The following is a 20,682-nucleotide window of genomic DNA, read 5'->3' as shown; positions in this document are numbered from 1 at the left end:
AGGGAGGCGATATGAGTAAAGTCAGAACATTTCAAATTATCCTCGCAACTTTATCCATTTTGGGTTGGGCCTTGGCCGTTTATGCGTTGTTAGTCTTTGGTGAGGCAAGGCCCGATCGCGAGGTTGGCGCCTATTTGAGCCGTGGCGCGACCTTCAGGATTTATTGGGATCCGCATCGAACCCAATTATTGCAATATTTAATTTGGGTCTGTGGGGGGATTAGCTTGGTCAGTTTGGCGTTTAATTACTATGTTGCCCACCACAGCAAACTCGGTTACTGGTTTAATATTCCCTTGCTATTCTTAACATCACTGGTTGCGGGTTTATATGTACACTTTGTGATTTAGCGAGCATCACGGCGTTACACTGCAGTAAAACTAGGCTAAATAAACGCTTCGGGAATGCTTAAGTGCCGACAGAGGTAATCGATAATTGCAGCCGTTGCGCCCCAGATAAAGCGCTGTTGGTAGGGGATAAAATGCACTCGGTAGTAGCGGCCCTGGCGTAAAAAGCGCTTCTGATGGCGATTGCCCGGCGCAATAAAGAAACTTAAGGGCACAGTAAAACAATCGGCCACCTCACCGGGATCGAGTTTAAGTTCAAATGCCTGCTTAATAATGCCAACCACGGGGGTAATTTCAAATCCAGTAAAAGTATTGTGGGCCGGAAAAGTGCCAATCACCTCCACATTCTGCCTTAATAAGCCAATTTCCTCTTCTGCCTCCCGCAGGGCCGCCGCGATAGCATCTGGATCACTGGGCTCAATTTTACCGCCGGGAAAACTGATTTGCCCCGGATGGGCCCTGAGATGCAGGGGTCTTTGGGTCAAAATTAAATGCAGCTCACCGTTAATGTCCTGCAGGGGGAGCAGCACTGCAGCCTTACGCAAACCAAGGTGAGGTAAGGCCGCCGGATCCTGCGCGGCTAAAGGATGCAGATTAAATCTGAGTCTAAATTCAGCTTGATCCATTGGTGTTCCGCTGTGTGATTGCCTCTAATACTGGACGGGGGACTCGGCGCCAAGTAAAGGTAGAATTCGGCTGACTTTATCGAAGCTTTCCTGATACTCGGCATTCACCTCGGAATCCGCCACTATGCCACCGCCAGCCCAGCAATAGAGTTTACCCCGTTCGGCAACGATAGTGCGAATGGTAATGCTGGTGTCCATCTGGCCGTCTTGGCTGATATAGCCCATGGAACCACAGTACAAACTTCTGCGGGACGGTTCCAATTCTTCAATAATTTCCATGGCACTAATTTTGGGCGCCCCCGTAATCGAGCCACCGGGAAAGGCGGCGCGCAATAGATCGCAGGCGCTGTATTTGGGATCGAGCGTTGCCGTCACTGTGCTGACTAAATGGTGAACCGCGGGAAAACTTTCAATCTCAAACAGATGTGGCACCTGTACAGAGCCTGCAGTGGCGACCTTGCCGATATCGTTTCGCAGTAAATCGACAATCATGACATTTTCGGCGCGATCCTTTGGCGAATTTGCCAAGCTATTGGCGGCCTGAGCATCGAGCAGGGGATCGGCATGGCGCGGCAATGTGCCCTTAATGGGTTTGGTTTGAATCTTATCCCCGCGAAGCTGGATAAAGCGCTCGGGTGAAATGGACAATATCGCGTTATCTGGCAGACGCATAAAAGCCGAGAAGGGGGCTTTATTGGCGTTGCGAAGTTTGCAATAGGCACTCCATTCATCGCCCTGATAATTCGCTTCGAATCTTTGCGTTAAGTTTATTTGATAGCAATCGCCGCTGTGTAAATAAGCTTGGACTTTGTTGAATTTGTCTATGTATTGGGCTTTGTTGATTTGCGCAGTCCATTGGCTTGTGAGATTAAATGGGCTGGCAATAGACGTGTGATTGATTTTTGAGTGAATTTTTTTCAATTCAACATCGAGTGCTTCTTCCCCTCGATAATGCACTAAATACCAATGCTGGCTCTGGTAATCAAAGATCAGTGCCCAGTCATAGAAGCCGATATTCATCTCTGGCAATTGAATATCCTGTTTGGCGCTTGCGGCTATGGCTTCGATACGGCGACCTAAATCGTAGCTAAAACTGCCCATGGCACCGCCACTAAAAGGGAATTCGCTGGCAAAAGATTGTGGATACCAATGGGTTAATAGGGCATTGACTAAGGCAAAAGGATCATCGGTCGCATCTATCCCCACAGGTAAATCCAGATGGGGTAGCACTCGCTGGATATCAGTTCGTTCACCTTGGGTCACTAAGGTTGCGATGGGATTGGCGCAAATAATATCGAATCTAGCGTCTTGATGCGGTGCATTTGCCGAGTCTAATAGGATGGCCCAATTGTCAGCAGCGAAGTGTTGAAAGACTGCCGCTGTGCTTAATGTCCAGTCAAGTTGGCGTGATGCAAGCTGTTTTGACGCCCTAATTGCCATCGATTAACCCTATCTAAAATGTGATGTAGCCCAAAAAGATGGGAAAGAGTATCATATTGGCCCAGAAAGAATTAACAAAAAAACAAGTAAGGCCACATAGGCTGCTGGAGCGCTCCTACTATGTCATCTCACGATAAAACCTCTGAAAACACTGTGATTAAACAAGCCGACTTTATTGAAAGTGTGGCCGATGCCCTGCAATACATCTCCTATTACCACCCTAAGGATTTTGTTGATGCCATGAGCCAAGCTTATGAGCGTGAGCAAAGTGCGGCGGCGAAGGATGCGATTGCACAAATTCTGATTAACTCGCGCATGTCTGCCGAAGGTAAACGTCCACTGTGCCAAGATACTGGTATCGTGACCACTTTCGTGAAAGTGGGTATGGGGGTTCAGTGGGACAAAACCGATATGACCATTCAGCAAATGGTCGATGAGGGTGTGCGTCGCGCTTATACCAATCCATATAACCCGCTGCGCGCATCGATTGTTGCCGATCCAGCGGGCAGTCGTAAAAATACCAAAGATAACACCCCGTCTGTGGTGCATATCGACATGGTGCCAGGTAACCACGTTGAAGTCGCCATTGCCGCCAAGGGCGGCGGCAGTGAAAACAAAGCCAAGATGGTGATGTTAAACCCATCGGATGATATCGCCGCTTGGGTAGAAAAAACGCTGCCAACCATGGGGGCGGGCTGGTGCCCTCCAGGTATGTTAGGCATTGGCATTGGCGGCACGGCAGAAAAAGCGGCAGTGCTTGCTAAAGAAGCCCTGATGGAAAGCGTGGATATCCATGAATTAATGGCGCGCGGCGCAGAAACCACCGAAGAAAAGCTGCGTTTAGATATTTTTGAACGTGCTAATAACCTAGGGATAGGCGCACAAGGTCTTGGCGGTTTAACCACAGTATTAGATGTGAAAATCAAAACAGCACCAACCCACGCAGCATCAAAGCCCGTGGTGATGATCCCGAACTGCGCGGCCACTCGCCACGTACACTTCCATTTAGATGGCACAGGTCCTGCTGATCTTACTCCTCCATCACTCAGCGACTGGCCAGAAATTACCCGCGAAGTGGGCGATGATGTGCGCCGCGTCAACTTAGATACTGTGACGCAAGCGGATATTGAACAGTGGAAGAGCGGTGAAACCATTCTGCTGAGCGGTAAAATGCTCACCGGCCGTGATGCGGCCCATAAGCGTATTCAAAGCCTGATTGAAAGCGGTGAAGGCTTGCCAGAAGGTGTGGACTTTACTGGTAAGTTTATCTATTACGTTGGCCCAGTTGACCCAGTGGGTAACGAAGTTGTCGGTCCTGCGGGTCCAACCACTGCAACTCGTATGGATAAGTTCACTGACTTGATGCTCGATAAAACTGGCCTGATGGGCATGATAGGTAAAGCCGAGCGCGGCCCTGCGACGGTTGAGTCCATCAAGAAGCACAAAGCTGTGTATCTGATGGCAGTGGGCGGCGCGGCTTACTTAGTGTCGAAAGCCATTAAGAAATCCCGCGTGGTGGCCTTTGCCGATTTAGGCATGGAAGCGATTTACGAGTTTGACGTACAGGATATGCCCGTCACTGTGGCGGTGGATTCAAACGGCGTAAATGCCCATGAAACTGGCCCCGCAATTTGGAAAGTGAATATCGCTAACGCCAAAGCCTAATGGATTTAGGCGATGTTGTTAGATTGAACCAGAGGCTTGGTCGTCTCTACATTGTCTTTGGTTCACGTGACAATTGGTTGGTAAAGGGTTAGGCAGCGAGCCACAGACAATTTGTCACAAAAAAATACGCTCAGGTGTGCCTTTTGGCTTGCTTGAGCGTTTTTGTTTCGCTAGTGTGGCAACCTTATCTTCGAAGATACGACCGTGTTTAACAATTCGTTCGGTGGTAAGTACCGAATGTTTTTAACAAAAGATGGACATAACAATGAAAATAGCTCCTCTCCTATTGGCGCTTAGCGCCGCAGGTTTGGCGTATTCAGCCCATGGGGCCGAACCCACGCCTTTTACTGTGCAACAGCTGGTTAAACTCAACAAATTGCATTCAACAACCGTGTCCCACGATGGCACTAAGCTGGTCTACGGCCTGAAAACCGTTAACGATAAGGGAGAGGCGAGTTCCGATTTATATTTATTAGATCTGACTCAAGCGGACGCTAAACCAATGCAGCTCACATTGGCTGCGGGCACTGAGCATGATGTTAGCTTTGCCAGCGACGATAAATCGATTTACTTCCTTGCCAGTCGCACTGGCTCAAGCCAACTTTTCCAACTGCCATTAACGGGCGGTGAAGCGCAGCAAGTTTCTGAGCTGCCACTCGATATTGATGGTTACAAACTCTCAAACGATGGTCAGCAAATCGTGCTCAGTATGCGCGTCTTCCCTGAGTGCAAGGATTTAGCCTGCTCAAAGGATAAATTTGCCGCCGAGTCTGAGCGTAAATCGACGGGCCGTGAATACAAACAGTTGATGGTGCGCCACTGGGATACCTGGGAAGATCACGCCCGTAACCACTTATTTGTGGGCACTTTAAACGGTGAGAAACTGACCAAAGTCGTGGATATCACCCAAGGACTCGACACCGAAACGCCGCCAAAACCTTTCTCTGGTATGGAAGAAGTCACCTTCACCCCAGATGGCAAATTTGTGGTTTATAGCGCAAAGGCGCCAAGCAAAGACCAAGCTTGGACCACAAACTACGATTTGTGGCAAGTGCCTGTCACGGGCGGCACTGCGACTAACTTAACCGCCGACAATATCGCCTGGGATGCGCAGCCAACATTCTCGAGTGATGGCCGTTATCTAGCCTATTTGGCGATGACTAAACCCGGTTTTGAGGCCGACCGTTATCGCATCATGCTGCGCGATACTAGCACAGGTCAGTCAAAGGAAGTGGCGCCGCTGTGGGATAGAAGCCCAAGCTCGCTGATGTTTGCACCTGACAACCGTACTCTGTACGTGACGGCGCAGGACATTGGCCAAGTATCTATTTTCAAAGTAAATACCCAATTTGGTGATGTGCAATCGGTTTACAGCGACGGCAGCAATAGCCTGATCGCCATTGCCGACGATCAACTGATCTTCGACAATAAAACCTTAGTTGAGCCGGGCGATCTGTATCGCATCAACACCGACGGTCAAGGCCTTAAACGCTTGACAGAAGTGAACAAAGACAAACTCGCAAAAATCAAATTCGGTGAATTCCAACAATTTAGCTTTAAAGGCTGGAACAACGAAGACGTTTACGGTTACTGGATCAAACCTGCCAACTACCAAGAAGGCAAAAAGTATCCTATTGCCTACTTAGTCCACGGTGGTCCGCAAGGTTCATTTGGAAACGGTTTCAGTGGTCGTTGGAATGCCCAGTTATGGGCGGGCGCGGGTTATGGCGTTGTTATGGTCGACTTCCACGGTTCTACCGGTTACGGCCAAGCCTTTACCGACTCTATCAGCCAAGATTGGGGTGGTAAGCCATTAGAAGACTTACAAAAAGGTCTTGCGGCTGTGAGTCAGCAACAAAAATGGCTCGATCCACAGAAAGCCTGTGCACTCGGTGGTTCCTACGGCGGCTATATGATGAACTGGATCCAAGGCAACTGGAACGATGGCTTTAAGTGCCTAGTCAACCACGCGGGTCTGTTCGATATGCGCTCTATGTACTATGTGACCGAAGAAGTGTGGTTCCCTGAGCATGAATTTGGTGGCACTTACTCAGATAACAAAGCCTTATATGAGAAGTTTAACCCAGTGAACTATGTAGAAAACTGGAAGACGCCTATGCTGGTTATCCACGGCGAGAAGGACTTCCGTGTGCCTTATGGCCAAGGTTTAGCCTCATTCAGTTATATGCAGCGCAAGGGTATTCCATCAGAACTGCTGATTTTCCCCGATGAAAACCACTGGATCTTAAAACCAGAAAATCTAGAACAATGGTACGCAAATGTGTTCCGTTGGATGGACAGCTGGACCAAAAAGTAATCGAGGATGATGGACTTAAATCCACTGTGTATTAAGTCCCTTTAACTTGTTGCCAAAGCCAGAACCCTGTTCTGGCTTTTTAATAATAGGATTGTTAATAGTAGCCAGTTAAACACTGGTGGCTATAGCAGTTAACAAGGAGTGAAGATGCTTATTAGGGCGGCGAGTACAGCAGAGGGAAACCCTGGTACTTTTACCGTCAACTCGGCGGTGAATGCGCTGCCTGTCTATCAGCGCTTTGGCTTTATTGCGCAAAGTGATATTCGCGAGCGCGGTGGGATCCGCGATATTCCAATGCAACTCGTGCTTTGAGCTATAACAATCTTTAACCATAAGACCAAAACATAAAATCAGAAGAAGAGAATATATGGCGAATGTGAGTTTTTACCCAATCGGGACAGTCGGTGAAAAATGGGGCGATGCAGAAAAGGCCGCATGGTTTGCTAGCACCCAAATTAAGCGTTCTTACCAAGACAATGTTGTGACACCCCTTAAGACGATGGAGCCTAAATTAACTGCATTAGGGCTGAACTTAGTGCAATATGGCGCTTTATCGATTGATCCTGCGCGTTACCCTTTATTTGCGGTCAAATCTGCGGCTTTCGATCCACAAAAGATCACCGTATTAGTCACAGGTGGCGTACACGGCTATGAAACCAGTGGCGTGCATGGCGCCTTGGCGTTTTTAGCGGATAAGGCGGCCGATTATGTTGATCGCGTCAATCTGGTGGTCGCCGTATGTGTGAGCCCTTGGGGCTATGAGACCATCAATCGCTGGAACCCAAAGGCTATCGATCCAAACCGTTCTTTTTATGCCAATAGTCCCGCAGAAGAGTCGGCAGCCCTGATGGCACTGGTGGCAAGCGTCCCGCAAGGTTTTGATGTGCATGTCGATTTGCACGAAACCACCGACTCGGATGAAGATGAATTTCGTCCAGCCTTGGCTGCGCGCGATGGCAAAGACTTTATCCCTGGCACTATCCCAGATGGTTTTTATGCCGTAGGTGATACCGAAAATCTGCAGGATGCGTTCCAAAAGGCGATTATTGATGGCGTCAGTAAAGTCACTCACATTGCGCCTGCCGATGACAAAGGCGAGATTATCGGCTCAACGGTAGTGCAACACGGGGTGATTAACTATCCACTGAAGTCATTAGGGCTTTGCAGCAGTGTGACGGGTTGTATTTATAACACCACCACTGAAGTGTATCCCGATAGCCCGTCGGCCACGCCAGCGGAATGTAATTTAGCGCAGGTAGCGGCGATCACCAGCGCCATAGATTATGTGCTTGCACTGCGCTAGTCGTTGTGTGGGCTGCTATATTAATCGCAGTTAATCACTCAGTAAGTTATGGTTCACGCCAGAAAAAGCCCTCATTCGAGGGCTTTTTAATTTAGGTCGCGCGAGTCGCTTTGTTAGGCGATAGCTTAGTTGTTGTCACTATAGGCTCTGCCATAGTAGCTATCGAGCAGCAGTTGTTTTAACTCGTTAATCAAGGGGTAACGTGGATTTGCCCCAGTGCATTGATCATCGAAGGCATCTTCTGCTACTTCATCTAACTTGGCGAGGAAGTCGGCTTCGTTGACGCCGGCTTCTTGGATAGAAGCAGGAATGCCCAACGTCTTCTTGAGTTGCTCGATTTTTTCCAGCAATTTTTCGACTTTTTCCTCATCGGATGTTCCGCCTAACTGTAAATGATCTGCGATAGCAGCGTAGCGGCACAGGGCTTTTGGCCTGTCATATTGGCTAAAGGCCGCTTGTTTTGTGGGTAGATCCGTTGCATTAAAACGGATCACATTACTGATCAGTAGTGCATTTGCTAACCCATGGGCAAGGTGGAACTCGGCCCCCAGTTTATGGGCCATAGAGTGGCAGATCCCGAGGAAAGCGTTGGCAAAGGCGATACCCGCAATGGTGGCGCCATTGTGGACTTTCTCGCGGGCGATGGGGGACTGTGAGCCCAGATTATAGGCATCGGGCAAATACTTGCACAGTAAATCGAGGGCCTGCAGTGCTTGACCATCGCTGTATTCATTCGCCATCACGCTGACATAGGCTTCCAATGCATGGGTTACTGCATCAATGCCGCCAAAAGCGGTTAAGGATTTGGGCATATGCATCACCAGATTTGGGTCAACAATCGCCATATTGGGCGTGAGTTGATAATCGGCAATGGGGTATTTCTTGCCCGTTTGTTCATCGGTCACTACGGCAAAAGGAGTGACTTCAGAGCCCGTGCCCGAGGTTGTCGGAATCGCCACCATCATGGCTTTAGCACCCATTTTAGGGAACTTATAGATACGTTTACGGATATCCATAAAACGCAGTGCCAAATCGGCAAAATCGACATCGGGATGCTCGTACATCACCCAAATAATCTTAGCCGCATCCATGGGGGAGCCACCGCCGAGGGCAATGATCACGTCGGGTTTGAAGCTTTGGGCGACTTTAGCGCCTTGACGAACAATGGCTAAGGTGGGGTCGGCTTCAACGTCATAGAAAATTTCGGTTTCAAGGCCTTGGGCCTTCAAAATGCGAATGGTTTCATCGCAATAACCTTGGTTGAATAAAAATCTATCTGTGACAATAAGCGCTCGTTTTTTATCGCTTAATTCCTCTAGTGCTATGGGGAGGCTGCCGCGGCGGAAGTAAATGGATGATGGAAGTTTATGCCACAGCATATTTTCAGCCCTCTTAGCGACGGTTTTTTTGTTGATCAAATGACTCGGCCCGACGTTTTCTGAAATCGAGTTTCCGCCCCAAGAACCGCAACCTAAGGTGAGCGAGGGTGCCAATTTAAAGTTATAGAGATCGCCAATCCCCCCTTGGGAAGCGGGAGTGTTAATTAAAATCCGCGCAGTTTTCATTCTAAAACCGAAGGTCTTCACCCGCTCGGTTTGGGTATCTTGGTCGGTATATAAGCCTGATGTGTGGCCAATCCCGCCTAAGGCGACCAAGGCTTCAGCCTTATCGACAGCCTCATTAAAATCTGCGGCTCGGTACATGCCAAGTAACGGTGAGAGTTTTTCGTGGGCAAAGGCTTCTGCTTCGGTGATTTCTGTGACTTCACCAATCAATACTTTGGTCCAATGGGGGACCTCAAATCCCGCCATTTGGGCGATCGTTGCCGCGCTTTGGCCAACGATATCGGCATTTAAGCCACCATTTTTTAAGATCACTTGCTGCATTGCTGCCGTTTGATCGGCTGACAGTATATAGCCGCCGTGGCTGGCAAAACGCTCTTTGACTTGCTCATAGATACTGTCGACCACGATTACCGCTTGTTCAGAGGCACACACCACGCCGTTATCAAAGGTCTTTGACATCAATATTGAGCTGACTGCGCGCTTAATATCGGCGGTTTCATCAATCACAATGGGGGTATTTCCCGCGCCCACACCAATGGCTGGTTTACCCGAAGAATAAGCGGCTTTCACCATACCAGGGCCACCGGTGGCGAGGATAAGATTCACTTTAGGGTGAGTCATTAACTGGTTCGACAGTGCAACACTGGGCTCATCAATCCAGCCGATAATATCCTTTGGCGCCCCCGCAGCAACGGCGGCATCGAGCACTAATTTAGCTGCCGTTGTGGTAGAGGTTTTTGCCCTTGGGTGGGGTGAGAAAATAATCGCATTGCGGGTTTTTAGGCTGATCAGCGCCTTAAAAATGGCGGTCGATGTGGGATTTGTGGTGGGGACTATGCCACAAATAATGCCTACGGGTTCGGCGATAGTGATAGTGCCGAAGGTGAGATCCTCCGATAAAATACCGCAGGTTTTCTCATCTTTATATTTGTTATAAATATATTCCGAGGCAAAGTGGTTTTTGATGACCTTGTCTTCGATAATTCCCATGCGGGTTTCACTGGCAGCCATTTTGGCTAGCGAGATCCGCGCATCGGCAGCGGCGAGGGCGGCCGCACGGAATATGGCATCGACTTGTGCCTGGCTAAAGGTTGCATATTCGGCCTGTGCTTTGGCGACACGCTCGACCATCAGGTCCAGTTCTTGTGCATTGGTCACTAACATGGTTAACACTCCTAAAAAGATTTAGAGAATGATTCGATTCGCTAAATATTCTTTATGGTAGAAAATTACACTTAATGCCGGGATTAAAGTGTGATAATCCCATCAAATTTGGGCTTTTATGTAATAAAACTACAGCAAAAAGGATCTGTTTTTATTGCTTAGACTCAAGAGCGGACTCGTTGCGGGATGGAAATATTATTTAAACTTGTGATAAAACCTTAAAAATCTCATTTTTCAGTCATCTGTGCTTGAGATACTATACTTGCCCTTAAGCTTACTTTGATGAAATTGGCGTGACACGCACATAAGGATCGCAACTTGGAGTTAACACTTTACGTTAAATTTTTTCTCGGCCTCGTTGCCATTATCAATCCCATTGGGTTATTGCCCGTTTTTGTGAGCTTAACGAGTCATCAAACCGAGGCTGAGCGGAACCATACCGGGAAAGTGGCTAACTTTGCGGTGGTCGTGATCTTGTTGGTGACCATAGTGGCGGGGCAACATATTTTGAATATGTTTAGCATTTCCCTGTCTGCTTTTAGGATCGCCGGTGGTAGTTTGATTGCGATTATTGCCATGTCGATGTTGCAGGGTAAATTGGGCGAAGTGAAACGCAACCAAGAGGAAGACCGCGAGTCATCGGCGATGGAATCCGTTGCCGTGGTACCGCTTGCGCTGCCTTTAATGGCGGGCCCTGGTGCAATCAGTTCGGTGATAGTGTTTGCCGCAGAACACAATACCTTGTCTAACATCATCGCGATGTTTATCACTGTGATCGTGTTTGGTTTAGTGAGTTTTGGCCTCTTTAGAATGGCCTCCATAATTTATAAAATCCTCGGTAAAACAGGGATTAACGTCATTACCCGTCTGATGGGGCTACTGATGTTATCCATAGGTATTGAAGTCATAGCCGCGGGTGTGAAGGGATTATTTCCGCAACTTTTTGGCTAACCGAAACACAGTTTAAGAAGCGCATTGGATTGACTCTAATGCGCTTTTTTCTTTTTTATTGGCGGATTTTTGATGAGAAACAATATCTGTACTGCTTTTTACTTCCGATGAAGAATGAATGGCAGAACTCTCGCCTCAGCAAAAGATTAAAATGCTGTTTTTGAAATAGATTTAAATTTTATATCTCTAAAGTAGCAACATCGTCCTTAGGTGGATCTTATGCTATATATAGAGCATCTTAATTTTTGTGTAGAAGGATATCTCTATGAAATGGCAATGGATTGGCAATCTTAGTTTGAAGCAGAAGTTACTTATGGTCGTGCTGCCTCCGCTATTTGCGTGTTTCTTATATGGAGCACTCTTCCTGATTGAAAAGTATGAATACCGTCAAGATTTACAGCTGGTCGTACAGCTAAGTGAACTGGCTGTCACAAACAGTAACTTAGTCCATGAATTGCAAAAAGAACGCGGTATGAGTGCTGGTTTTATTAGCTCAGCGGGCAAAGCCTTTGCGGGTAAAATACCCAGCCAAAGACAATTGACGGACACACAGCTAAAACTTTATCAATCCTTCATCGATAACAGTAGCTTACCCGAAACGTTTGCGCCCAAACTACGGGATATTAGCACTCAACTTGCGCAACTCCAGCAGATCCGCGCTAAGGTCGATAGTCTATCCATCAGCGCGGTTGATGAGGTGGCCTACTATACCGGGCTTAACAAGTCACTATTAGCCGTAGTCGATGAAACCGCCAAAACGGGGGCCAATCAAGAAATTGCGATTAAAGCCGCGGCCTTTAGTGCCTACTTGCAGATGAAGGAACGGGCGGGGCTTGAGCGGGCGGTACTCAGCTCCACCTTTGGCCAAGCGGGATTCAAACCCAAAATTTACGCCAAATTTATTACCTTAGTCTCTGAGCAAAACAGCTACTTAGAGCGCTTTCATGCCTTAGCAGCCCCAGCATTAGTCGAAGCGAACGAACGCATCCAAAACTCTAACGAAGTCAGGGATGTAGAAGCACTTCGCGAAATTGCCCTCGATCAGGACGTTCAAAAAATTCTGCAGCAAAACCCCGAAGATTGGTTTGCTAAGTCAACGGCCCGAATTGATCGCTTAAGGGATTTTGAGCAGCAAATATCCACGGATTTACTGAATGTGACCCACGAGCGGCTGACCGTAGCTAATGAACATATGTTCTTTGTCCTGGTGACACTCTGCGTTGTACTCGCCGTGGTATTGATGCTCAGCCTATCGGTGATCCGCTATTTACATGACAGTGTTCACCATATTTATTCGACAGTGATTCAGGCTCGCAAGCACTATGATCTGAGTGTTCGCCTAAGCCAAACCAGTTCCGATGAATTTGGTGAACTTGCCAATGCTTTTAATGGCATGATGACTGATTTTGAAAACGTTATCCTACAGGTTCGGGCCAGTGGCGCTAAATTGCAGCAGGCGGTCGAGCAAATGGACCTCTGTACCCATGCCATGGAGCAGGACGTGATGGAAGGGCACAGCGAAGCGGAGCAGGTTGCCTCGGCGATGACCGAAATGAGCGCAACCGTCGCCGAAATCGCCGCTAACGCGGTCCAAGCTTCAGAAGCCTCAAATACCGCAAACAACGAGGCTAAGGCGGGTAATCTGGAGGTTGGCCGCACCAGCAAAGCGATTAAGGAATTGGCCGATGATATTAACGGCGCATCCCAGGCGATAAATGAACTGGATAAAGAAATACACGGCATTGTGGTGGTGCTCGATGTGATCAGCAGTATTGCCGAACAAACCAATCTACTGGCGCTCAATGCCGCTATTGAAGCGGCTCGCGCCGGGGAAATGGGGCGGGGGTTTGCCGTTGTCGCAGATGAAGTTAGGAGTTTGGCCCAGCGTTCACAAACCTCAACTGCCGATATTAAAAGCATGACCGACAGATTAAAATTGGGGGCGAGCATAGCCGTAAAAGCGATGGAGCGCGGATTGGCACAAGCCAAGATCAGCGTGCAAGAAGCCGAACAAGCTGGGGTAGAACTGCAGCGTGTTGTTGAACAGGTTGATATTATTGACCGCATGAATGAACAAATTGCTACGGCAACCCATGAGCAATCCGCCGTTTCCGAAGATGTTAACCGTAATGCGTTGAAGATCAGTGAAATTTATCTGAATACCCAAAGGATTTCCGATGAATTACGCGAGCTTACTAAAGCGCTAACATTTGATGCTGAGCTTATGTCTAAAGAGGTGCATAAATTTACGGTGAATTAAGGCAAAGGTGATATGCCTTGTCTATTTTATCCGCGGATAAGGCCTATCGAGAGGGCGGTTTGATTAGCAATTGCGCAACCGCCTGAAATCGATTCTTTTTTACTTGACCACCTAAATGCTTTTGCGTACAGTACCGCTCCGTTAACGACAAAAGCCTCTCGGCAAGGCGATTATTTGACGTTAATGGATTAAAGGTAAAATTCACGTGAAAGATTAACCACGTAAACATAAATCAACAATCTGGTGAGATGTCCGAGTGGCCGAAGGAGCACGCCTGGAAAGTGTGTATACGGAAACGTATCGAGGGTTCGACTCCCTCTCTCACCGCCAAATTCAAGTTTAAAGACGTCCTAGGACGTCTTTTTTTTATCTGTATTTTATAAAAATCAATCACTTATAATCCTATATTGTTTGATGACATCCTACAGCATCCTAAATTTTTAGTAATGCCAAAAGTAATGCCAAGGAAATTTGATAAATTTTGGCATTACTTTCGGCTTCAAAAATATCCTTTTTTTATGCCGATTTTTTACTTGATTTTCTCGATTTTATGGCCCAGATTTAACTTGGCAATATCCTGATTTATCTGAATTTATTCAGTGATAAGTAATGCTTGATTTTCGAGTGAAAAATGATGCCAAAATCAAGCATTACTTTTGGGTTTAATTTTAGGGGGTAGAAATGGGAAGGAGTACAAATAAGCTGACTGCAAAAGCGGTGCTCAATGCTAAAGCGGAAGCAAAGCCCTATCGATTGTCAGATGGTGGCAATCTCTATCTCTATGTGCGCACTGCAGGGAAAACGTGGGAATTTAGATATATACGTCCCTCCACCAGCAAACCCACCTATTTTGGTTTAGGCTCATATCCTGACGTATCCTTAGCTGAGGCGCGAGATAAAGCGCTAGAAGCGCGGAAAAACTTGGCCGAAGGCATCGACCCTCAATTACTTAAAGTTGAAAACAAATTAAAAGCGGCAACAGAGAACGCTCAAACTCTCAAGCATATTGCGCAAATGTGGATGGACTCTAAGCAGGGAAGCATTAAGCCTAAAACCATCGAAGGCAATTGGCGTAAGCTTGAGCTGTATGCCTTCCCTAAACTGGGGAGTATTGCGATTAGCAGACTCACGGCTCCCATAGCCATTGCCGCGCTAAAGCCCCTAGAGCAGAAGGGGCATCTTGAAACGGTTAAGCGTACCGCTCAATTGCTGAATGAAATCATGAACTTTTCAGTTAACTCTGGTTACATTCATGCTAATCCGTTGTCAGGTATTCGAGAAGTATTTAGAAAGAGCAAAGTAGAACATCTGAAAGCATTAAAACCAGCAGAGCTAGCTGAGTTGCTGCAGACTATTGCAAACGCCAATTTATTGTTAACGACCCGGTGTTTGATTGAATGGCAATTGCACACAATGTCCAGGCCAAATGAAGCGGCCGGAGCCCGTTGGGAAGAAATAGATATTGATGCCAAACTTTGGACTATTCCTGAATCACGCATGAAAATGAATCGTGAGCATATTATCCCGCTTACAGCGCATACTCTCGCGATACTCGAAACTGTTAAGCCAATTAGTGAGCAGAGCCAATTTGTCTTTCCATCATCTAAAGATCCAAAAAAACACACAGATCCTGAAACCATCAACAAAGCATTAGGGCGAATGGGATTAAAGGGAAGAACAACGGGGCATGGTTTACGCTCACTGGCGAGCACAACCTTAAATGAACAAGGCTTTGATGGTGATGTTATTGAGGCAGCGTTAGCCCATGTTGATAAAAACCAAATCCGCAGTGCCTATAATCGCACTACCTACCTAGAGCGACGGACCAAGTTAATGGAGTGGTGGAGCAACCATATTGCCGCTGCAGCAGTGGGCTCTTTGTCAGTAACAGCGGGTTCAAGAAAATTAGGGGCATGACCTGTAAGGCCGAATAGAGATTATCTCCCTGAGTCAAAAGGTTAGGGGACGTGACACACGAATCTAACCTGTTAACTCCGACTCAGGGTTGTTACTCTTACATCATGACCAACTTAAAGCCAAGCCAATGACTATTGTCCAGAGCCAGCATTTGCACCGACTAAACGCTTTAGCTGCAAGCCATTCTGAGGTAGCAGTATTATGGCTTTATGGTTCGCAGGCGAAAGGAAATGCTAGCGAGCATAGCGATTGGGATTTAGCCGTCGCATTCGACCCGGTAAAGGCGGACAGTGTGCTTGATACTCGTATTAGAGCTGAACTGCTTGCTATGGATTGGCAACGAGCATTGGGGCTAGCCGAAGGAAAGCTATCCATTGTCGATATCAATCTAGCATCTATCCCTCTGGCTTTCGGAATCATTAATGCCAACAAACTTATCTTTAGTCGAGATGAAGGTCGAGGAATGCAAGAAGAGTCTCGCATTATGTCGCAATTGGAACTCGATTATTCCGCCCAAAACCACTTTATTATTTTGGATAATGCCTATATCACGTCATTGCGCTTAAGCCTTAGCCGGTATCAAGCCGAGCTTGGAGAATTGCGCCAATTACTCAGTCAGCGTCCCCTATCTAATCTTGAAGATCGCGCAGCAGAGCGAACACTACAGGTCTCTATTGAAGCTTGCATTGGTATTGCCAAACATTGGGCTAAAGCACAGGCAGGGCATAGTCCGCAGGATGCCTACCAAGCATTTGAGATCCTGTGTCAACGAGGTACACAACCAGCCGATGAATTAAATGACTGGCGTAAAGTGATAGGCCTGCGTAATGCATTGGTGCATGATCATTTGAATATTGACCCTGAGATCATCCGTAGTGTGATCTCTCAAGGTTATAGCGATAGATTATTTGCCTTTGCAGAGCAGGGATTGGAATGGTTATCTTTGAAGAATAACTAAAGTCTGATTGACTTTCACTGGCTCTCCTAAAGATTGAATTGATGAGTCGACTAGAGTCAACCTGTTCATTCTAAGAAAACAGCTAATTGCCAAATGTTAACTTCGATAAAGAAAAGTATTTAGTGGTCCATATCGAGGTCGTTTAATAGATCTTGCTAACTGTCATTTCTTGGCTATAATTTACTGTATATATTAACAGTGGTTTATTGCTATGCGTGTTATCCCTATTCCTGCCCGTGCTGGCATTACAGGTTTTGAGTCACCTGCGGCTGAATACACTCAGCTAGGTCTAAGCTTGGATGAGCTATTGGTCGACCACCCAAGCTCAACTTTTATGGCTTATGCCCTAGGGGACTCGATGCAAGATGTCGGAATCTTTGATGGTGATATTCTCATTGTTGACCGCCACGAGATGGTGCGAAATGGCGATGTCATTGTAGCCAATTTAAATAGGGAGTTTGTTTGCAAAATCATTGATATCCCCCGCCGTTTACTGCTTTCTTCTAATCAACAACACCAGCCTGTCATTATTCACGAATACGATGAGTTCAGTATTTAAGGCGTTATCACTCGTTCTATTCGTTGCCACCGTAAAAGTCCTGTATTGAGTAAAAAATTGAGTAAAAAGTAGATGTTTGCGCTAGTCGATGCCAACAGCTTTTACTGTAGCGCGGAACAAGTATTCCGGCCTGATTGGCGTGGTAAGCCTGTTATTGTGCTCAGTAACAACGATGGGATGATTGTTGCAGCCAACAGACAGGCTAAAGAAGCGGGTATTCAGAAATTTGTGCCCTACTTTCAAGTCAAAACTCTCTGTGCGGAGCGTGGTGTTATTGCCTGTTCGTCTAACTATGAGCTGTATGCTGACTTGTCTGGCAAAATGATGAATATCATTGGCCGCTTTGCGCCCGAGCAACATGTCTACAGCATCGATGAAACGTTCCTGTCGTTTAAGAACTGCTATCCAGCAATAAAATGCCTTCATACTCAAGGTCAATTAATAAGACGGGCAGTATGGAAAGAAGCTCGCTTACCTGTTTGTGTGGGGATAGCGGAAACCCTGACCCTAGCAAAACTGGCTAACCATGCTGCTAAGAAGATTGAGGGTTATAAAGGCGTTTGTGTTATCGACAATGACCAAGACCGAACTGCTATTCTAAAGCAGCTAGCGGTAGGTGATGTTTGGGGAATAGGACGCAGGATTAGTGCCAAGCTCGAACTGATGAATATCCGTACAGCGTTTGACCTTGCTAACATGCCAGCAGGATTAGCCCGTAAACAGTTCAGTATCGAAGTCGAGCGCATAGTTCGAGAGCTTAACGGCCAAGTATGCAAGGTGTGGGATGAAGCGAGGGCAGATAAAAAGCAGATATTCTCGACAAGAAGCATGGGTGAGCGCATCACCGATTTTGAATCATTACTGCAAGCACTGAGTAAGCATGTGGGAATTGCGGCTGCTAAAGCGCGTAAGCAAGGCTCCTGCTGCAAGACGATGCTGCTATTTGCGAGTAACTCGCCCCATGATGAGCGCCCTGTAAGCTACAAAACCGTGGTGCATTTCCCTTGCCCGATGAACTGTACGATAGAGTTGACGAAAGCAGTGTGTGAAGCCACACCCAAGCTATTTCGTGAAGGTGTACGCTATTACAAGATAGGCGTAGGTTTGATTGATTTAACGAGCGAGAAACATAGCCAACTAGATTTGTTTAATCCGTCGACCGCAAAGCCAGCGCTAATGCTTACGCTCGATCACATAAACCAACGCTATGGCAGTGATACTCTATTTGTTGCAGCCCAAGGCATAGAGCAAAAATGGGTAATGCGGAGGGATTTGCTGACGCCGCAATATACGACTAAGTGGCGAAGTGTGCCGTGTATTAAGTGCTAACGAGGATATGCCCCATTCCTTGATTCGCATGACTTAACTAGCTCTGCTTAGTACTGGCCTGTTGGCTTAATTTTAGTAATGCAAAAAGTGTCTACGATATCAGTGGCGATTCAGTTTTGGCATAGTAGTTGATTAATTAGATTGTGAGTGATTTCGATCTGATCACTAGCTACAGATTTAGTTCCCGAATTCAGGAAAAAAGATGTTGACAATTTTAATTTCATCTCTTAATTTCTTATCGATGGATTTAATAATAAATGGATTTTAAAATGAAAAAACTACCTCTTGCTATATTAGGCACTGCAGCCTTATCTATTCCAGTAAAAGCCATTTCACATGATTCAGATGGCTTATATGGCACACCAGATAGCTTGTCTGAACAGCCTCCAAAAATTGAAGAAAGTAGCCTTATCAGGCTACCTGTAAATACAGAGCAAAACTTAGCAATCAGTAATCATATTCAGCGTATGTATTCAGATCCAGAATATGCTCAAGATTACATTTATAATAAAGAGGAAATTCTTAAGGAGATGGGGATATCTTTATCAGAAATAGATACTAACCCAAGTGTTAAATTTCTAGAAGTGGTGAGTGACCCAAGATTTAGAGAGGCAAGCAGTACTAGAGATTATGACAATTTTGTCCAATTGTTGGTTGATTATAATCTCGTTAATGCAGATGACTTTTCAAAGCTGGTGCCTCAATATCAATTCTATATTGAACAAAATAAAAGTGAATATGAGAAACTATTCCTGACGAATAACTTATCTTCAGTCAGATTAGGCAAAGAAGGTGACTATACTCAGGCTTGTGTTACGTGCATTTCTTTTGCTGCAGTTGCAGTTAATGCCGTTGCTGCTACTAACGTTGCTGTTGCTGTGATCTTGGTAGTTTATGCAGGGACTTATGTTTGGGGTTATCAAGATCCTTATTCACTACCAAATAATCCAGATGTTAGAGATAGTGAGTTTGGAAAAGTAGCATTGTCAAACACAACCATTGCTAACAACAAAGGGGTAGCATTTTCCGTAGCACAAGCATCAGGTGTTCCTAATTTAAGTGATTATATTTATAAAGACATTGCTAAGAGTGAATTGCGAGCTTTTTATACTGCGGCGTACAATCTTGGTTTAATCGATAATGAAGATAATCTTGATTATATAATTCAATCTGCCATTAATGAGCTGGATACTATTAAGTTGCCAAATTTAAAGTAAAGGCATAACGACAAGTTTTCTTACCCTTAAATTATTGGTGAATAATATGTATCAACAATCTCCAAATACAATTACCATTCTTCCTACTTATAGATGTACAGCAGCATGTAAAGAGTGTTGTTTTGAGTCAAATCCAAATTTGAAATCTAGATTATCTAAAGTTGAAATTTTGGAGATAATTGATTCAGGCTGCACCTCATTCCCTGATCTTAAGGTAATAGTGTTCAGTGGGGGCGAATGCTTCACTCTTAAAAGTGACCTTTATGCTGGCATTCAAGCTGCAACATTAAATGGAAAGAAATCGCGTTGCGTAACAAATGGTTACTGGGGTAATACATTTTCGAATGCAAGAAAAATTGTTGCACAGTTAAATGCCGCTGGATTAAGTGAAATTAACTTCAGTACGGGGGTTGACCATCAAGAGTACGTACCTCTTAGTTCGGTTATTAACGCTGCCCAAGCATGTACAGAGTTAGGTATTGGGACCATGATAACAGTTGAGAAAGATACTGAAACCTCATCTTGTAGGGAAACCATCGCGGCAAATCCAGTGATATCGGAATTAGTATCTACTAAAAAGCTGAAGATTCAAAATAACACTTGGATGCCTTTCAAAAAAGATTATGTAGATAGAGGTGTGCAAATTCATCAAGAAGATTTGATGCAGGGTTGCGAACAAATATTCACTAATTTAGTTGTCACTCCTCATGGCAGGATATCTGGGTGTTGTGGTTTAACTTTTGAGCACATTCCTGAGATGAAAATCGGTAATATCGGTGATAAAGACGCTCTGAGAAAAGCCTATGATGAGCAATTGAATGATTTTTTGAAAATTTGGATTAAAGTTGACGGCCCAACTTCAATAATTGAACAATTAATGGGTAGTGGATACATAGGAAACTCCATTGGTACAGTTTCTCACAACTGTCAATCTTGTGTTTATTTGCACAAAGATCCTAAAATTGTGTCGGCACTAAAGGAAAACTATGAGAAGTATATGCCAAACGTGCTTATGAAATACCATGCTAATGAGTTCATGTCTAAACGTATATCCTAGAAAAACTTGT

The 20,682-nt window shown here is 45.9% G+C and carries 16 protein-coding genes and 1 tRNA gene; 14 read left to right on the top strand and 3 right to left on the bottom strand.

All coding sequences use genetic code 11. From position 1 onward, the window contains the following. Nucleotides 1-11: 11 nt before the first annotated feature. Entirely contained in the window at nt 12-347 is a 336-nt protein-coding gene (locus MJO46_RS02340) for a hypothetical protein (RefSeq protein WP_253987946.1), read from the top strand. A 35-nt stretch (nt 348-382) separates the two neighbouring features. Here the strand turns inward: MJO46_RS02340 and MJO46_RS02335 are convergent, their stop codons facing one another. Together MJO46_RS02335 and pabB are read right to left on the bottom strand one after the other, a co-directional pair. Beyond that, a complete protein-coding gene (locus MJO46_RS02335; RefSeq protein ID WP_253987945.1) occupies nt 383-970 on the bottom strand; it encodes a CoA pyrophosphatase in 588 nt (195 codons plus the stop codon). A gap of 24 nt (nt 971-994) precedes the next feature. After that, the gene (gene pabB / locus MJO46_RS02330; RefSeq protein WP_253987944.1) at nt 995-2,410 is read right to left on the bottom strand and encodes an aminodeoxychorismate synthase component I; all 1,416 of its coding nucleotides are present in this window, start codon (nt 2,408-2,410) and stop codon (nt 995-997) included. Between the two features lie 120 nt (nt 2,411-2,530). Between pabB and MJO46_RS02325 the strand changes: the two genes are divergently transcribed. The 4 genes from MJO46_RS02325 (at nt 2,531) to MJO46_RS02310 (ending at nt 7,695) form a co-directional block, all read left to right on the top strand. Beyond that, entirely contained in the window at nt 2,531-4,075 is a 1,545-nt protein-coding gene (locus MJO46_RS02325; protein WP_253987943.1) for a fumarate hydratase, read from the top strand. A gap of 265 nt (nt 4,076-4,340) precedes the next feature. Next, a complete protein-coding gene (locus tag MJO46_RS02320) occupies nt 4,341-6,392 on the top strand; it encodes a S9 family peptidase (protein WP_253987942.1) in 2,052 nt (683 codons plus the stop codon). 147 nt (nt 6,393-6,539) lie between these two features. Continuing rightward, nucleotides 6,540-6,704 carry a GNAT family N-acetyltransferase gene (locus MJO46_RS02315; RefSeq protein WP_253987941.1) on the top strand — a complete coding sequence of 55 codons (165 nt, stop codon included), beginning with the start codon at nt 6,540-6,542 and terminating at the stop codon, nt 6,702-6,704. A gap of 55 nt (nt 6,705-6,759) precedes the next feature. Continuing rightward, complete coding sequence (locus tag MJO46_RS02310) at nt 6,760-7,695, top strand: M14 family metallocarboxypeptidase (RefSeq protein ID WP_253987940.1); 936 nt, start codon at nt 6,760-6,762, stop codon at nt 7,693-7,695. A gap of 125 nt (nt 7,696-7,820) precedes the next feature. Here MJO46_RS02310 and adhE read toward each other — a convergent pair whose 3' ends face one another. Further along, nucleotides 7,821-10,424 (bottom strand): bifunctional acetaldehyde-CoA/alcohol dehydrogenase, encoded by a 2,604-nt coding sequence (gene adhE, locus MJO46_RS02305; RefSeq protein ID WP_253987939.1) that lies wholly within the window; start codon nt 10,422-10,424, stop codon nt 7,821-7,823. 318 nt (nt 10,425-10,742) lie between these two features. Between adhE and MJO46_RS02300 the strand changes: the two genes are divergently transcribed. The 9 genes from MJO46_RS02300 to MJO46_RS02260 all read left to right on the top strand — a co-directional run bounded on the left by MJO46_RS02300 (nt 10,743) and on the right by MJO46_RS02260 (nt 20,672). Beyond that, nucleotides 10,743-11,375: a YchE family NAAT transporter gene (locus tag MJO46_RS02300; RefSeq protein WP_253987938.1), complete on the top strand. Its 633-nt coding sequence runs from the start codon at nt 10,743-10,745 to the stop codon at nt 11,373-11,375. A 265-nt stretch (nt 11,376-11,640) separates the two neighbouring features. Continuing rightward, entirely contained in the window at nt 11,641-13,635 is a 1,995-nt protein-coding gene (locus tag MJO46_RS02295; RefSeq protein ID WP_253987937.1) for a methyl-accepting chemotaxis protein, read from the top strand. Nucleotides 13,636-13,877: 242 nt separating this feature from the next. Next, a tRNA-Ser gene (locus MJO46_RS02290) sits at nt 13,878-13,965 on the top strand. Between the two features lie 351 nt (nt 13,966-14,316). Further along, nucleotides 14,317-15,552 carry a tyrosine-type recombinase/integrase gene (locus MJO46_RS02285; protein WP_253987936.1) on the top strand — a complete coding sequence of 412 codons (1,236 nt, stop codon included), beginning with the start codon at nt 14,317-14,319 and terminating at the stop codon, nt 15,550-15,552. Nucleotides 15,553-15,679: 127 nt separating this feature from the next. Next, nucleotides 15,680-16,510 carry a HepT-like ribonuclease domain-containing protein gene (locus MJO46_RS02280; protein ID WP_253987935.1) on the top strand — a complete coding sequence of 277 codons (831 nt, stop codon included), beginning with the start codon at nt 15,680-15,682 and terminating at the stop codon, nt 16,508-16,510. Nucleotides 16,511-16,721: 211 nt separating this feature from the next. Next, nucleotides 16,722-17,069, top strand: coding sequence for a LexA family transcriptional regulator (locus MJO46_RS02275; protein WP_253987934.1), 348 nt, complete (start codon nt 16,722-16,724; stop codon nt 17,067-17,069). Nucleotides 17,070-17,141: 72 nt separating this feature from the next. Then, the gene (locus MJO46_RS02270; RefSeq protein ID WP_253987933.1) at nt 17,142-18,398 is read left to right on the top strand and encodes a Y-family DNA polymerase; all 1,257 of its coding nucleotides are present in this window, start codon (nt 17,142-17,144) and stop codon (nt 18,396-18,398) included. Nucleotides 18,399-18,667: 269 nt separating this feature from the next. Continuing rightward, nucleotides 18,668-19,615, top strand: coding sequence for a hypothetical protein (locus tag MJO46_RS02265; protein WP_253987932.1), 948 nt, complete (start codon nt 18,668-18,670; stop codon nt 19,613-19,615). Between the two features lie 46 nt (nt 19,616-19,661). Further along, a complete protein-coding gene (locus tag MJO46_RS02260) occupies nt 19,662-20,672 on the top strand; it encodes a radical SAM/SPASM domain-containing protein (RefSeq protein WP_253987931.1) in 1,011 nt (336 codons plus the stop codon). The last annotated feature ends 10 nt before the right edge of the window (nt 20,673-20,682 follow it).

The sequence above is a fragment of the Shewanella sp. KJ2020 genome, from assembly GCF_024197625.1.
GTDB lineage: Bacteria > Pseudomonadota > Gammaproteobacteria > Enterobacterales > Shewanellaceae > Shewanella.
Note: the sequence above shows the minus strand (reverse complement) of the source record. Positions and strands in the feature narration are given on the sequence as shown.